The sequence below is a fragment of the Bacillus sp. JJ864 genome (assembly GCF_036963045.1).
Taxonomy (GTDB): Bacteria; Bacillota; Bacilli; order Bacillales; family Bacillaceae_G; genus Bacillus_A; species Bacillus_A pseudomycoides_C.
The window spans coordinates 1-14,954 of sequence record NZ_JBALLY010000039.1 but is presented as its reverse complement, the minus strand read 5'-3'; the positions used below and the strand labels follow the sequence as shown (position 1 = coordinate 14,954).

13 protein-coding genes and 1 pseudogene are annotated in these 14,954 nt (G+C 33.8%); 11 read left to right on the top strand and 3 right to left on the bottom strand.

Features of this window, described 5'->3' with window-relative positions:
* The first annotated feature begins 99 nt into the window (after positions 1 to 99).
* The 3 genes from V7024_RS07445 to budA all read left to right on the top strand — a co-directional run bounded on the left by V7024_RS07445 (position 100) and on the right by budA (position 3,774).
* Positions 100 to 684: a DUF3238 domain-containing protein gene (locus V7024_RS07445; protein ID WP_335517766.1), complete on the top strand. Its 585-nt coding sequence runs from the start codon at positions 100 to 102 to the stop codon at positions 682 to 684.
* Between the two features lie 621 nt (positions 685 to 1,305).
* A complete protein-coding gene (gene alsS, locus V7024_RS07440; RefSeq protein ID WP_335517763.1) occupies positions 1,306 to 2,994 on the top strand; it encodes an acetolactate synthase AlsS in 1,689 nt (562 codons plus the stop codon).
* Positions 2,995 to 3,015: 21 nt separating this feature from the next.
* Positions 3,016 to 3,774, top strand: coding sequence for an acetolactate decarboxylase (gene budA / locus V7024_RS07435; RefSeq protein WP_335517760.1), 759 nt, complete (start codon positions 3,016 to 3,018; stop codon positions 3,772 to 3,774).
* A gap of 75 nt (positions 3,775 to 3,849) precedes the next feature.
* On the opposite strand, the gene V7024_RS07430 is transcribed toward budA, so the two are convergent.
* Complete coding sequence (locus V7024_RS07430) at positions 3,850 to 4,680, bottom strand: GH25 family lysozyme (RefSeq protein ID WP_335517757.1); 831 nt, start codon at positions 4,678 to 4,680, stop codon at positions 3,850 to 3,852.
* Positions 4,681 to 5,055: 375 nt separating this feature from the next.
* Between V7024_RS07430 and V7024_RS07425 the strand changes: the two genes are divergently transcribed.
* The 4 genes and pseudogenes from V7024_RS07425 to V7024_RS07405 form a co-directional block, all read left to right on the top strand.
* A complete protein-coding gene (locus tag V7024_RS07425; protein ID WP_335517754.1) occupies positions 5,056 to 6,294 on the top strand; it encodes a cytochrome P450 family protein in 1,239 nt (412 codons plus the stop codon).
* A 46-nt stretch (positions 6,295 to 6,340) separates the two neighbouring features.
* A complete protein-coding gene (locus V7024_RS07420; protein WP_335517751.1) occupies positions 6,341 to 6,493 on the top strand; it encodes a hypothetical protein in 153 nt (50 codons plus the stop codon).
* A gap of 753 nt (positions 6,494 to 7,246) precedes the next feature.
* Positions 7,247 to 10,039, top strand: coding sequence for a binary toxin-like calcium binding domain-containing protein (locus tag V7024_RS07410; RefSeq protein WP_335517749.1), 2,793 nt, complete (start codon positions 7,247 to 7,249; stop codon positions 10,037 to 10,039).
* A gap of 295 nt (positions 10,040 to 10,334) precedes the next feature.
* Positions 10,335 to 10,460 (top strand): annotated as a pseudogene (locus V7024_RS07405) (ATP-binding cassette domain-containing protein); the annotation flags it as partial.
* 307 nt (positions 10,461 to 10,767) lie between these two features.
* Here the strand turns inward: V7024_RS07405 and V7024_RS07400 are convergent.
* Positions 10,768 to 11,145 carry a hypothetical protein gene (locus tag V7024_RS07400; RefSeq protein WP_335517747.1) on the bottom strand — a complete coding sequence of 126 codons (378 nt, stop codon included), beginning with the start codon at positions 11,143 to 11,145 and terminating at the stop codon, positions 10,768 to 10,770.
* A 483-nt stretch (positions 11,146 to 11,628) separates the two neighbouring features.
* Here V7024_RS07400 and V7024_RS07395 point away from each other — a divergent pair, with 483 nt between their 5' ends.
* Both V7024_RS07395 and V7024_RS07390 read left to right on the top strand, forming a co-directional pair.
* Positions 11,629 to 11,841 carry a hypothetical protein gene (locus V7024_RS07395; RefSeq protein WP_335517744.1) on the top strand — a complete coding sequence of 71 codons (213 nt, stop codon included), beginning with the start codon at positions 11,629 to 11,631 and terminating at the stop codon, positions 11,839 to 11,841.
* Between the two features lie 356 nt (positions 11,842 to 12,197).
* On the top strand, positions 12,198 to 12,338 hold the full coding sequence (locus V7024_RS07390; protein WP_335517741.1) for a hypothetical protein: 141 nt from the start codon (positions 12,198 to 12,200) through the stop codon (positions 12,336 to 12,338).
* A 637-nt stretch (positions 12,339 to 12,975) separates the two neighbouring features.
* On the opposite strand, the gene V7024_RS07385 is transcribed toward V7024_RS07390, so the two are convergent.
* Positions 12,976 to 13,449 (bottom strand): MarR family winged helix-turn-helix transcriptional regulator, encoded by a 474-nt coding sequence (locus V7024_RS07385; RefSeq protein WP_335517738.1) that lies wholly within the window; start codon positions 13,447 to 13,449, stop codon positions 12,976 to 12,978.
* A 141-nt stretch (positions 13,450 to 13,590) separates the two neighbouring features.
* On the opposite strand from V7024_RS07385, the gene V7024_RS07380 reads away from it, so the two are divergent.
* Both V7024_RS07380 and V7024_RS07375 read left to right on the top strand, forming a co-directional pair.
* A complete protein-coding gene (locus V7024_RS07380; protein WP_335517736.1) occupies positions 13,591 to 14,175 on the top strand; it encodes a DUF3238 domain-containing protein in 585 nt (194 codons plus the stop codon).
* 150 nt (positions 14,176 to 14,325) lie between these two features.
* Entirely contained in the window at positions 14,326 to 14,910 is a 585-nt protein-coding gene (locus V7024_RS07375; protein ID WP_335517733.1) for a DUF3238 domain-containing protein, read from the top strand.
* Positions 14,911 to 14,954: the final 44 nt, after the last annotated feature.

Here is a 14,954-nt window from a genome sequence, read left to right as displayed (position 1 = left end):
TTAAGTTGATGGGCATGTACAAATAGCCCTTAAAATAAGTTTTATGTTAGTGTGTTAGCTACATTCCTAGTAAGAATCAATATAATACGGAGGTTCTATATGATTCATATTGTTAAAATTAGAGCGAGTGTATTTATTCCAATGCCTTGGACTGAACCTATGCAGGATATTCAAACAGGGAACATAATTCAATTTGAAGGTGACGCACGTGAATTTACTCCTTATGCTGTAAATGCTATGCGTTCTAGAGTTGAACAAGAAGTAGTTGTAGATTTTTATAAAAGAGAAATTTTCACATATGCCAATACTGGTATCACAACAGAAAGAGTTACAACTTCAGATGGTTCCGCTCATAAAAGAACAGGAAAAGCTAGTACAGAAGGTATTTTGTGCACTGATATTGTATGGGGGTCTGATGACGTCAAGTTTCAAATGAGTGCAAGTGCTAGCCAACCATTAAATGTACATGCACATTCTGTTGACTATGTATTAGCTTTGCATGTCAAAAAAGATGGTACTGTCGAGATGCAAGGGGCACACGATGGATTTCCTTGTTTTGAATTTTATAAGCAAGTAAATTTTGGACCGTTTGAGCAAATTTATATACATGATTTCAGAGAAACGGGCGATACGCCAGAAGCTTTAGCTGGAGAAATGGAGTATAGGTTTCAAAAGATGTTGTGACGTGCTACGTTTCCATCAAGTTTAGAAAAATTTGTATTGAAAAAGTTCTATCGAGATGCTTTTATTGGATAAAAATAGACAGAAGTAATGTATGTGTGTTTAACAGCAATGCCTAGTTATTAAAATTAGCTAGGCATTGCTGTTTTTAGTATGTCCGTGAGTAGGATTTCATCCGAAAATTAGTGAAAAATTTGATGGTTTTGGACTAGATAAGGTTTATATACCCTAAAAATAAATAGTCATTATGATTTAATTATTTCATAAGTAAAGGTGCTTTTTACTACTTAAGTATTAAATAGCGTTCCTTGTATACCTTCCAATTCATGTATCTTTTGGATTATGTGAATTTTAAGTGAATGTTTAGTTCGTTTTCCCTAAAATAAGTAATTTTTAATATGTCGAATGAATGGGAAAATATATATTTGAAATTATTTCAATATATCAAATTTATGTAAGGGTTTTCAAATGTTCTTAATTAAATAATGTTAAATCTATATTATTGGAAAAACAATCCATTTGTAGTATAATAATCAACGAATCTTATTTCACTTCATTAATTAACTAAGTGAAATAAGAAAAAGGCTTTATTACATACAAATTTGATAAAAAGGGATGATTTGTTTGAGTACAGAATTAAAGGCAAGCAACGTGAAAACAAAAACAAAAGGAGCGGACCTTGTTGTGGATTGTTTAATTCAACAAGGAGTTACACATGTTTTCGGTATTCCAGGTGCAAAAATTGACTCTGTATTTGATGTATTACAGGAGCGTGGACCGGAATTAATTGTTTGTCGTCATGAGCAAAATGCAGCATTTATGGCCGCTGCCGTTGGAAGATTAACAGGAAAACCAGGTGTATGTCTTGTAACATCAGGGCCTGGAGCATCAAACTTGGCGACAGGTCTTGTTACTGCGAATGCAGAGAGTGATCCTGTTGTTGCCTTAGCAGGAGCAGTACCGCGTACAGATCGATTAAAACGTACGCATCAATCTATGGATAATGCTGCATTATTCGAACCAATCACAAAATATAGTGTAGAAATAGAACATCCTGATAGTATACCAGAAGCAATTACAAATGCATTTCGCAGTGCAACTTCTACAAATCCGGGAGCAACATTTATTAGCCTTCCGCAAGATGTTATCACTGCTGAAACAACTGTTTCATCTATCGGTGCACTTTCTAAGCCGCATCTTGGTATCGCTCCCACATATCAAATTGAAGCTGTCGTAGAAAAAATAAAATCAGCAAAATTACCAGTTATCTTACTTGGCATGAGAGCAAGCACAGATGTAGTTACAAAAGCTGTTCGTAAGTTAATTACTGATACACAGTTGCCCGTTGTGGAAACATATCAAGCAGCTGGAGCGATTTCACGCAAGTTAGAAGATCATTTCTTTGGACGCGTTGGTTTGTTCCGAAATCAACCAGGAGATATTTTACTAGAAGAAGCAGACCTTGTTTTATCAATTGGCTATGATCCAATTGAATACGACCCAAAATTCTGGAATAAACAAGGGGATAGAACGATTATTCATCTTGATGATCATCAAGCAGATATCGACCATGATTATCAACCAACTTGTGAATTAGTTGGCGATATTGCGTTAACGGTAGACAGCATTGCCGATCGATTACCGAAGCTTATATTATCAACAAAATCAGAAGCTATTTTAGACCGCTTGCGTGCAAAATTATCGAAACAGGCAGAAATACCGAATCGTGATTCGCAAGGCCTTGTTCATCCGCTACAAGTGACTTGTACACTTCGTTCTTTAATCGATGATGAAACAACTGTTACATGTGATGTCGGTTCGCATTATATTTGGATGGCAAGATGCTTCCGTTCTTATGAACCACGTCGATTACTATTTAGCAACGGTATGCAAACATTAGGCGTGGCACTTCCTTGGGCAATTGCAGCGACATTAGTAGAACCAGGGAAAAAAGTTGTGTCCGTTTCTGGAGACGGCGGTTTCTTATTCTCCGCAATGGAACTAGAAACGGCAGTGCGCTTACAATCACCAATTGTTCATCTTGTTTGGAGAGATAGCGCATATGATATGGTTGCATTCCAACAAGTGATGAAATACGGTAGAACATCAGGTACAGAATTCGGTGATGTTGACATTGTGAAATACGCAGAAAGTTTCGGCGCAATTGGTCTGCGAGTAAATGCACCTGAAGAGTTAGAAGATGTCTTGAAAGAAGCAATGAAAGCGGAAGGACCAGTCATTGTCGATATTCCAATCGATTACCGTGACAACATTAAGTTAGGTGAAAAACTATTACCAAACCAATTAAACTAATGATAAAGGAGTAGAATACACATGAGCGTTGCACAATTATTAGAAATTGATGCACAAAAAACAAAAACGAATAATGAAGTGTATCAAGCATCGACAATGATTGCTTTATTAGATGGTATATATGATGGAATTATTCGTTTTGATCAATTAAAAAAACATGGGGATTTCGGAATCGGCACGTTCGATCAATTGGATGGTGAAATGATCGCCTTCGATGGAGAGTTTTATCATCTACGCTCTGATGGTTCAGCAGAAATTGTAAATGATGAAGAAACAACACCATTTGCGACTGTAACATTTTTTGAAAAAGAAATGAGCTATACAATCGAACACCCGATGAATCGCGAAGAAGTAGAAGCGTTATTACATGAATTAATGCCAAGCAAAAATTTATTTTATGCGATTCGTATGGACGGAACATTTCGTGAAGTAAGAACAAGAACCGTTCCGCGTCAAGAAAAACCGTATACACCGATTGTAGAGGTGACAAAATCACAGCCGATTTTTTCTTTCGCTCATACAACGGGTACAATGACAGGATTTTGGACACCAGATTATGCACAAGGTATTGGAGTAGCTGGTTTTCACTTGCATTATATTGACGATGAACGAAGCGGTGGCGGACACGTCTTTGACTTTGTTGTTGAAAACTGTACAATTCAAATATGCCAAAAAGCGCACTTACATTTAGCGCTTCCAGAAACAGCTGATTTCATGAAAGCTGAATTATCAAGAGAAAATCTAGAAAATGATATTGCAGTTGCAGAAGGTATAGAGTAAAAAGGAGTAGGGCAGCGGAGAGATATACATATCTCCGCTGCCCTACTCATATACTGCTTAGAGTTTGTCCACTATTTAACAATCGGAACATGAAGAAAGTAATTCATAATCTATATAACTAGCGTCATAGTAAATGAATTGGTTTCCTCCTAAATTTAACCATCCGTTTTGTTCGTAATATACTTTATAAGCTTCATTATGATGTAATGTCCGAATCACATTGCCATTCATAGAAGGTTGATCTCGTAAATTCACATTATCGCCTGCGATTGTAGCAATTCCTATATAGGAGCTGCTAGGTCCATTATTATTACCGATGGCCAAATCTACATAGGATGTATTAAAATCGACATTCCCATTAATTCCTTGTATACTTCCGGTATCTGTGTATTGCCAAATATCGCAATCCATTCCTGGCCCTCGGTCACTATAACGTGCAACCCACAATAAAGTATTTTGTAAACGTGAAGGGTTTAAGCTATTTTGAAAGAAATATAGATTGCTATAAACGCCGGTACTTGTATAACCTGCATTTTTTAATTCTGTTAAAAATGCATTTACAGCGTCTGTTAAAGTATCTGGATCTAAATTTGCATCATTGACTTCTACATCGACAAATACAGGTGCAGTTAATGTGACGTTCTGTAAATTTTTAATGAAGAAAGCAGCCTCTTGTCTTGCATCATTCACAGAGATTGCTCGAAAAAAGTGGTAAGCTCCTGTTAGGATGCCGACACTATTTGCACCATTGATATTGTATTGAAAGGTCGGATCGACAAAATTGGTACCTTGTTCAGAACCTTCTGTTACCTTTGCGATCATAAAGTTTACTTGATTCGGATCATTCTTTACTTCATTCCAATCAATGTTCCCCTCATGGTGACTCACATCAATTCCAAATGACATGATATAACACTCCTAATTCGTTTATTTAATTTTTTGAGGTACTATATTACTTTATATTCTCAGTCTATTAAATTGTTAATGAATGTGTAAGGGTACTTATACTATTTCTAGTACTTTTGGTAATATTACTGTCTATCAAGTTAAAGTTTGTAAGCTTTCTTGTAAAAAAGAGGCTAATTTTATTGTGTGGATGTTTCTATGCATTTCTATTTGATATAAAAACTCTAAAGGAATATCTTAACGTTTTTTTGTTTTATTTTATCATGCAAAGTAATATTTGTCTGAATCTTCTTTTATCTAGTTGATTATTAATGAGCTATAATAAAACCTAGGGAGTGCTGCTACCTAAATTTTACTAAGATGGAGGTTATAGTAATGTCTTTCAAAAGTGAATTGAAATGTAACTTATTGTCAGAAACACAATTAACTTCGTCAGCGTTTAAACATGAGGCATACAATCTTTATAAGGAATTACGTACTTCTCATCCTGTTTATCCTTTATCGATAGGAGAACAAAGTCAAGGGTGGTTGATTACAAGATACGAAGATGCCATCTCTTTATTAAAAGATATGAGATTAATGAAAAATGTTGAAAATGTGTTTCCGAAAGATGAAGAAGCAAAAGCGCCTTTTTCACTAGAAAATAGGAAATATTTAAATAAACATATGCTAAACTCAGACCCTCCGGATCATAGTCGTTTACGATCACTTGTTCAAAAAGCATTTACCCCCAAAATGATTTTACAACTTGAAGATAGAATCGAGCATATAGCTGATACTTTATTAAATAAAGTCGAATCTAATCATTCTATGAATCTTATAAGCGATTACGCTTTCCCCTTACCTATTATCGTAATTAGTGAATTACTCGGTGTTCCTCAAGAAGATCAACATAAATTTAGAGTTTGGTCACAGGCAATTATTGACTCTCCAAATACACCAGAAAGTTTACAAGAAAATAAAAAACAACTAGAAGAATTCAGGGAATATATACAATACTTAACCGATAAAAAACGAAAAAATCCCCAAAATGATTTAATAAGTTTATTAATACAGGCTGAAAATGAAGGAGCAAAATTAAGTATAACGGAATTATATTCGACAATTATGTTACTTATCGTTGCTGGACATGAAACGACAGTCAATCTAATTACAAATATGATGTTTGTCTTGCTTGAACATCCCATTCAGTTACAAATGCTTAGGCAAAATTTAAATTTAATGGATTCAGCAATTGAAGAGTCGTTACGATTTTATAGTCCAGTTGAATTAACTACGTTGCGCTGGGCGGCAGAACCGTTTACATTGCATGGCGAAAATATAAACATAAAAGATAGAATTATTATTTCCATAGCCTCCGCTAACCGTGATGAAAAAGTATTTGAAAATGCGGATGTTTTTGATATTACAAGAAAGAATAACCGTCATATTGCCTTTGGACACGGTAATCATTTTTGTCTTGGTGCCCCGCTTGCCCGCTTAGAAGCAAAGGTTGCCATTTCTACATTATTACGTCGCAAACCCAATATACAGATGCAAGGTGAGAAAGGGAAAATAAAGTGGAAAGGGAATTATCTCATGCGATCATTGGAAGAGCTTCCGTTGTCTTTTTAGGCTAGATAATGGACAAGGTTATTTAACACAAACCTTGGAGGGGTTTGTGTTAAAACAAGATCTTATATTAGCAAAAGTAATGGATAAGTGGGCGTGGATGAATCAAGATTCTTCTTTCCGTAAAGAGTATGAGGCGGCGAAGTTTGTTTATGCACGTAATAAGGGAGGAGAAGAAGGTATTGAACATGGAAAAATATAATTCATTCGTGGTGTGCATGTAGAAGAGATTGCAACATTTACCGATTTAAGAATGGAAGAAATACACGCACTATCGTTAATTTAAAATCAAAAAAGCAGATAACTTCCTACTATATAGTGGGATCTGCTTTTTTGATTTCTATATAGTGATAAAAAATTTTTTGCTTACTCAAGGCAGGTTCTTTTTCAGCAGCTCCATTATGGATGCCTTTTTAAAATTTAATTAATTCTATTTTATGAAAAAAGTTCAAGAACATGAAGGGATCGATTCATAATAAATAAATTCATTACCACCTAAGTTTAACCAATCATTTTCTTCATAGTACACTTAATATGATTCGTTATGATGCAATACCCGAATGATATTTCCATCAATAGAAGGTTGGTCACGTAAATTTACATCATCACTGCCTTGTTCGGAACCCTCTGTTATTTTAGTTATCATAAAGTCTACTTGATTAGGATCGTTTTTTTACTTGTTCCCAATCAATGATTCCGTCATAATGACTTACATCACATAATATAGCCCCCTCATTTTAAAGCTTACAGCTCATGCATAACTCATCCTGTCACTTTAATAGTCATCAATTGTTCTTTAGTTGTCATATGGATATTTTTTCTAATTTAATGTATTACACCTTACGTATAATAAATATGGACTCTTTGTTAATTTTTTCTATTTTATACAATTTAATCCTTATGTTTGTTATAATAATAGAGATTTTACTATTATCATTGAAAGAAGGGCTGAAAAATGAAAGACGAATTAAAAATCGCTGAAAAAGAAAGTACAAATACTTTTTCTAGTAATGGTTTATTAGGCTTTTATTTTGAAGGACAAAACTTTAATGATCTTCTAGTAATCACACAAAAAACAAATAGTAATTTATCCTTAGAAAAAGAAAATATCTCATCGTTACCTAGAGTTCAGAGTAAACGCATTCAATCTGCTAGATGGTTAGGGTTTTTAAAACCTGAAAAAACAGATGAATATGTTTTTTTTAGCCCATTGAATTATGAAATTTTAATTCAAATTGATAACAAACTCATTGTAATGGGCAGAAAAATCACATTAGAAAAGGGAAGAACTTATCAAATTCGAATGGAATGTCGCTTCGAAAAAGCTCATACTCCATTTGTAAATTGTAAATTGTTCTGGTCATATTCGGGTACAAAAGAAGTCGTACCTCAAAAATGTTTGTTAGCACCTGACTTTAAAAATACAGAATTTTATCCGCAAACAAGTTTATTTGGTGATGTAACGGATGAGACTACTGATACTGATAATGATGGAATATTAGATGATTGGGAGATAAATGGTTATACGTTTGATGGCACAAATGTTATCAAATGGGATTCCACTTATGAAGGAACATATACAAAATACGTCTCTAACCCTAAACAAGCAAGTACAGCTGGTGACCCATATACAGACTTAGAAAAAGTAACTGGACAAATGGATCGAGCAAACTCTTTGGAAACTAGAAATCCATTAGTAGCAGCTTATCCTAAAGTCGGAGTTAGTATGGAAAAGCTGATTCTGTCTGTAAATGCAGATTATACAAATTCTCAAGAGAACTCTACTTCTACCAGTAAGACCGAATCGAATACTGGAAATGTATCAATAGATGCTGGGGCAGAAGGTGGTAAAGACCCAAAATTCACCGGTCATATTATCGGAGGGTTTTCTCATACTACTTCTACCACAAATACTACGGAAAATAGTAATACAAAACAAGTGCACATTAACACAGGAGACTCTGCCTATATAAATGCGAACGTCCGCTATTTTAATACAGGTTCAGCACCTATTTATCAAGTTACACCGACAAATAATTTTATTATAGATGATGACACAATTATGACAGTTACAGCACAACCTAATTATATTGGCAATTCTTTAACTCCTGGAGGGACTTATCCAGATATGAGCTTATCTCCTATTGCATTAACTGAAGTAGGAGCTGGTAAGGATTTTACCATTCATTATGATAGTTTCATGAAGCTTCAATCTGGAGAGCAAATGATGATAGAAACTACACAAACGAGTGGGAATGTAAACGACGGCGCCGAGTCTTGGACAGGCTACTTTACAGAAATTGAAGCGTGTACAGCATGTTTAATTCTAGATACTGGAGATGAAGTGTTAGAGAGACGAGTAGCAGCAAGAAATTACAATGATTCAACCGACAGTACACCAGAAATTACTTTAGGTGATGCGATACAAATCGTTTTCTTAACAACAATTGATGGAGATAAACAGTTCTATAAAAACATTCCAATTTGCGAAGAACTTGTACAAATGATTTATGATCAAGATACAGCTGATGATTTCAAGAATCAAATGGATAACGATCCAGATAAAAAAATGTTTGATTTGTTATTAAAGAAAGGTATGAACATTTTAATAAAGATTCCATGTGTTAGCTTTGATTGTAACGGTTCTGCAAGTGTTACAAGTAACGGCATTACCTGGTCAGGCGCAACACATCAAGATAGTATTGGAGTCGAAGGGGGATGTTTAAAAGGCACGAATGCTATTGGTACTCTGACTTCTCCATTAGAGGCTTATGGTAAGTATGTTTTAAGTCTATATGTAAAAGCTATTAATGAAAATACTTCCATCGAGATGGGAGTCATGAATAATGACAGTAATCATAAAAGATACGATAATTTTACATTAACTACAGATTGGCAAAGATTTGATTTTGAATTTACAGTTCTTGATGATGTCTCTATTGCGAATAAAGTTTATATAAACTCTAACAATGGAGATATTTATTTTGATGATATTACGATCACAAAATTCGTATCATTAACTAGCAATATAACTGAGCAAGTAATTCAAAAGGCACACACACTTGATCATTGGCAGCAAGATGGTAATGGTCATATAAATGCTGTATATTTCAAATTAGATCCTGAATATGTTTGTAATTATGAAGTAGTAGTAGATGGGAAAAGTTATGGAACTGGAACACGTTATGAAACAGGGAATGATGGAAGTCAAAAGGTAAACTTTACTGAATATAACGCTGGATCTGGCTTTGCGAATACTTCTCGTATTCAGGTTAATGCTATTTATAAGAATAACACAAATGTAAAAGCAATAGTGGCTTTATGGTATAACCAACAAAATATAGATGTTCAAGATTGGAAAAGACTTATTATGAATGGAACAGTTTATCTATATGAAATTGGCGATCCTGGCACTGAAATAGAACCATACGGATGGATTAAGTTTTATTCTAATGACGTACCCGAGAAAGTCTTAAAGTCTAATGAAGTTCAAATATGGAGTAAACCGAATGATGGAAACCGACAAGAACAAGCACCAATAAATAACGTAGAATTTTACGCACCTGGTAGTGGCAACTATACTTTCTATGGGGATGTCAAAGAAGATGATAGCACAAGTGCAGATGATGTTCTTGCTGATCCAAATAATCCAGTAGATGTTGGACCAGGTGATACTGAAGTTAAATTTACTGGACCGGATGCTGAGGACGACTATGTAATAATTGACTTTACAATTACTTATCCTTAATATTTTAAATTCAAATAAAAAGGTCTCAAAAGCATGATTTGAACTGTACCCCGAATCGTGGACACTTAAAAAAAGTCCATGATTCGGGGTTTTTATGGTTTTTTATTAAACTATCCATTTTATAGGGGGACAGTTCAATATAGAGTTATCTTCTTTTTAATTTCTGTATAGTGATAAAAATTTTGTTGTTTATTCAAAACAGGCAATTTTTCAGCCGCCGCATATAACAAATGAGTTTTTTCTACGCTTAATAATTTGTCTAAACTGTACGTTGCAACATTACCATGCTACAATATTATTATTAATGACAGAAAGGCAAGAAGTTTTAGGAAAACTCAGCTTTTTAACTCCTAAAGATAAAGCATACATGGAACTTGATAAAAGATTTAAAGAACTGACAAAGCAAATAAAGGAGCTTTAATTGAAAAAGCTTATAGAAGAATGTATTACTGATCGCAGAAACGTGAGTTCTTCCTGCATCTCATATGAAAGTGTCGAAAGTAATGCATATCAAGTTAAAGATTTAAAGTAACGCTAAATAAAAAGTTAACCCTTACACTTAATTAACTGTAAGGGTTAACTTTTTTCGTTTTGGGCAATCAAGAATTTCTTAACTTGATGCTGATGTGTCACAACCCTTAATTGCTTATATTAATAAACATCAAGCCCTCTGATCAATTGTTTCAGAATTGCAGTCTATATCAAATGGTAAAACGATTTGTTTTTTACTATTTATTAGATTTAAGGAAATCTTGTATAACAAGTACGACAGTAATCACAACCAATAGAGCAGTAAATACAAGTGCTACGATATTTACGAAATCTGTGAATGAGATTGTAATAATATAGATTGAAAAAACCGCTGCAAGAAAAGGAATAGCTTGTTTCGTTCTCGTTATACAATGAGCGTCTCTTTTTCTAATATAGGTCATGATTACACCGATAAATAATAATAAAGGACCGGTAATGAAAACTCCGAATAAACCGAAGCTGTCTTCAATAAACCATGGTAAAAATCGCATCCTTGAGGAAAAAATAAATAGGTTCAGTATGAAAAGAAATAATTGTATGAGTAATAATTTTTTACTGATGTCTTTTGGATTCATAGTATCAAACCTCTCTTAAGGTGTATTTTTACACTATTTTATTCGTGATTCACTTAGGTGTCAAATATAATTTTGGGAGAGCAGCGGTAATATTAGATTGCTATTAAGTTAGCAAAGCAAATTCTCTCTTTTTTAACTCATATTTTAGTTTGCTAATGCTTTAGCTAATGTTACTCCAAGTCAATGAAAGACTTTTGTAACATTTGTGAAAGGGAAATGAAAGAAGTATAAGGTAAGATGAAATTCCTAACATATGTGTCTATAACAAAAACCTTTGTAGAGAGTGTATTTGCATTCTTACAGAACTGTAATCTTTATGTAAGATTATTCGATAGTTGATTTATCGTTTAAATGTAATAATAACATTATAAGAAGTAACAATAAATTTGTTAGAAATGATAGGCGAGCGTTGTTCATGATTGTAACAACAACTCAAAAATGATTGAGAAAAAATTCAATATATATAAAGTGGAGGAAAATAAAATGGCTTTAAAATTAATACTTATCGTAATTGGAGCGGCATTAATCTTATCGGGTGTATATAAAATGAAGAAATATGATGCATTCGTAGGAAAAACGCAAACAAGAAAAAATCTTTTCAACTTGTTGATTAATGGACAGAGCTCAGGAATCGGACAATTATTAAGCGGGATTGTGTGTATCATTATAGTAATCGTGTCCTTCTTCATAAAATAATTTGTAAATAAGAGGAGTTAATATATTGAACTGCCCCTTCAATTGTTAGTTGTGTCTAACAGTTGGAGGGGCAGTTTTTTTATGACCAAAAATTCTTTGAAAATGAAATTAGATGTTCTAAAGCTTGTAATAAACGATAAAGTATTCACTTGGATTAGATATAGAAAAAGCCCATTAGAAAATGGGCTTTTTTCTCAGGGGCTAGTGATTACTAACCACTAAGACGGTTTGATGGAATATTCATTTTAACACAATTGCTTTTGTATGAAAATACAAACATCATATGCAATATTGCATATTTTACAAATATTTGTCCGTGCTATATTTAAAACGAAAGTGTGGGGAGGGAGAAGAGTATGCAAAAATTTATTGTAGGAAATTTAGTAGCATTCGCAATGTTAACAGGGGTATCTTTTCAATCTAATGAAGCCGAAACGAATCCTAAAGAAGAAACGGAAGAAGTAGATTTAATGTCTATTTTGCCATTTGAGTATTAATAAAAAGAGAAACAATCGCTAATAATGGAGATTGTTTCTTTTTTATTAACTCAATGTGTCTGAGGTAACGGAATATGAATCTATTATTTTTTGAGATAAAAGGCTGGTGTGAATCATATTTTACTCGGGCTTATTTATTTAATTTTGCTGCATTTTCTACATGCTTTGATCTCGTGTTTCACTAGAATCCAAAGCATGTACAACTGACACTATTTTTTTCTCTTTATTATAAATAACTATAGACTGTTGTTGCTAAATAATGAGTACTTATAGCTGTTGGATCAGAAAATGTTGTTGAGTGGTGTCCAAGGATAATTGTTAAACTTAAGTTGATTATAATTGTCTAAGTTTGTCGGAAAAAGAGGAAATACGTATTTATCGAGTTTATTCAGAATATTCTGTGTAAAAACTTACAGTAGCAGTGTAAGGTGGAGACAGGATAAATCGAGGAAGATGCGAATAGGAAGGAGGAGAAGGATATTATAGAGAGTCATGCGATGAAGCTGTGGTCTTTGAAGAAGTAGGGGTTGTTTTGGGAAGTATCCACTGAAAAAACGCTATTCTTTCAAAATTTTTTCGAAAGAATAGCGTTTTTGGTTTTAGGGGTATCTGCTTCATAAATTGTCTCCTTGTATATTTACCAGACAGGTTTTAACCTTGGTGATAATTTATCTTCATTTGCCTCATAAACTAATTTTGTTAAATCTTCTTTGAGCAATTGCATTCGTTCAGCACCTATCTTTTCAATCCAGCGCCCTTCAATCTCAGTTAGTATCTCATCTTTTGTTTTCACTGCTAACCAACCTCGTTCGGTCAAAATAATAATTTTCCCTCTCTTATCAGTGGGATGAGTTTGGCGCATTACATAACCACTTTTTTCAAGATGATCCACCATTTTACTCACAGCTTGCTTTGTAATTCCTAAGTATTCAGCTAGTTCTATACCTGTCGCTCCATCAGGGATGATACGATTAAACATAAAACCATGTGCAGGTCTAATATCTCCAAAACCTAATTCATTCATTCTGTTATTTAGTTCATCAATCAATGTACTAAAAGACAATGACAAAAGTGATGTAAGATCTAATTCACTATTTACTTGATGATTCATCTATAACCCTCCTTAAATAAAGTCAATTAAGTTGACTTTATTCGAATTTCATTGTACTATGCATAATGTGGTCAATCAAGTTGACTATATTTTGATTATGAAAGAAATAGGATTCACCGAAATAAATTATGGAGGTTTCTCATGGCTAATATCGTGAAAATTAGAGGGAGTGTATTTGCACCGTATGCTTGGTTGGAACCTATTAAAGATCCTGCAACAGGAAGGGTATTCGAATATACTGGTGATGCACGTGAATTTACACCATATGCTGTAAACACAATGCGGTCAAGATTAGAGCAAGAAGTGATTATTGATTTTTATAAAAAAGAAATTTTCTCACATGCAAATGCTTGTATCGTAACTGTGAAAATTACAAATCCAGATGGTTCTATTGAGTATAAAAAGGGAAAAACAAGTATAGAAAACATCGTATGTACAAATGTTGTGTGGGGCACTGATGAAGTTTCTTTTGAAATGAGTGCAAGTGCCAGCAATCCTTTAAATGCAGCAGCACCTGCTGCTGATTATTTATTAACTATACGTGTTAACAAAAGTGGTGCTATGCATATTGAAGGTTCTCATGATGGGTTCCCTTGTTATGAATTTTATAAACAAACAGATTTTGGCCCATTTGAATTAATATATACGCATGATTTCAGAAAAACTGGTGACACTCCAGCAGCGCTGGCTGGAGAAATGGAATACAGTTTTAAAACGATGATATAGATATAAATATGAATATGAATCAGAAGAGTATCGCTATTTAAACTAAAGGAATAGCAATTGATTATGCGAAAGAAATGGCGACCTGTTTTGCAGGGTGGTTCAATGTTATGAATTACCCAAAATAAAATTAGAATTAAAGAGGTGTGTCTCATGACTAATATCGTGAAAATTAGAGCTAGTGTATTTATTCCAATGTCTTGGACCGAACCTAAAAAGGATTTTCAAACAGGAAGCGTAATCCAATTCGAAGGTGACTCACGTGAATTTACACCTTATGCTGTAAACGCTATGCGTTCCAGAGTTGAACAAGAAGTGATTATAGATTTTTATAAAAAAGAAATTTTCACATATGCTAATACTGGCATAACAACGGAAAGAATCACAACTCCAGATGGTTCTGTTCATAAAAGAACAGGAAAAGCTAGTACAAAAGATATTTTGTGCACTGATATTGTATGGAGCTCTGATGACGTCAAATTTCAAATGAGTGCAAGTGCTAGCAATCCATTAAATGTATATGCACCCCCTGTTGACTACCTATTAACTGTACATGTCAAAAAAGATGGTATTGTTGAGATTCAAGGTGCACATGACGGATTCCCTTGTTATGAATTTTATAAGCAAGTAAATTTTGGTCCGTTTGAACAAATTCATACACATGATTTCAGAGAAACTGGTGATACAGCTGAAGCTCTAGGTGGAGAAATGGAGTATAGCTTTAAAAAGATATTATAACGTCAATATGATGCCATTTTTAGTGAATATATATAATTACAACT

Coding starts and splice junctions, on each gene's coding strand:
- V7024_RS07445 (WP_335517766.1), top strand. CDS start 100: ATGATTCATATTGTTAAAATTAGAGCGAGTGTATTTATTCCAATGCCT.
- budA (WP_335517760.1), top strand. CDS start 3,016: ATGAGCGTTGCACAATTATTAGAAATTGATGCACAAAAAACAAAAACG.
- V7024_RS07430 (WP_335517757.1), bottom strand. CDS start 4,680: ATGTCATTTGGAATTGATGTGAGTCACCATGAGGGGAACATTGATTGG.
- V7024_RS07425 (WP_335517754.1), top strand. CDS start 5,056: ATGTCTTTCAAAAGTGAATTGAAATGTAACTTATTGTCAGAAACACAA.
- V7024_RS07410 (WP_335517749.1), top strand. CDS start 7,247: ATGAAAGACGAATTAAAAATCGCTGAAAAAGAAAGTACAAATACTTTT.
- V7024_RS07400 (WP_335517747.1), bottom strand. CDS start 11,145: ATGAATCCAAAAGACATCAGTAAAAAATTATTACTCATACAATTATTT.
- V7024_RS07395 (WP_335517744.1), top strand. CDS start 11,629: ATGGCTTTAAAATTAATACTTATCGTAATTGGAGCGGCATTAATCTTA.
- V7024_RS07390 (WP_335517741.1), top strand. CDS start 12,198: ATGCAAAAATTTATTGTAGGAAATTTAGTAGCATTCGCAATGTTAACA.
- V7024_RS07385 (WP_335517738.1), bottom strand. CDS start 13,449: ATGAATCATCAAGTAAATAGTGAATTAGATCTTACATCACTTTTGTCA.
- V7024_RS07380 (WP_335517736.1), top strand. CDS start 13,591: ATGGCTAATATCGTGAAAATTAGAGGGAGTGTATTTGCACCGTATGCT.
- V7024_RS07375 (WP_335517733.1), top strand. CDS start 14,326: ATGACTAATATCGTGAAAATTAGAGCTAGTGTATTTATTCCAATGTCT.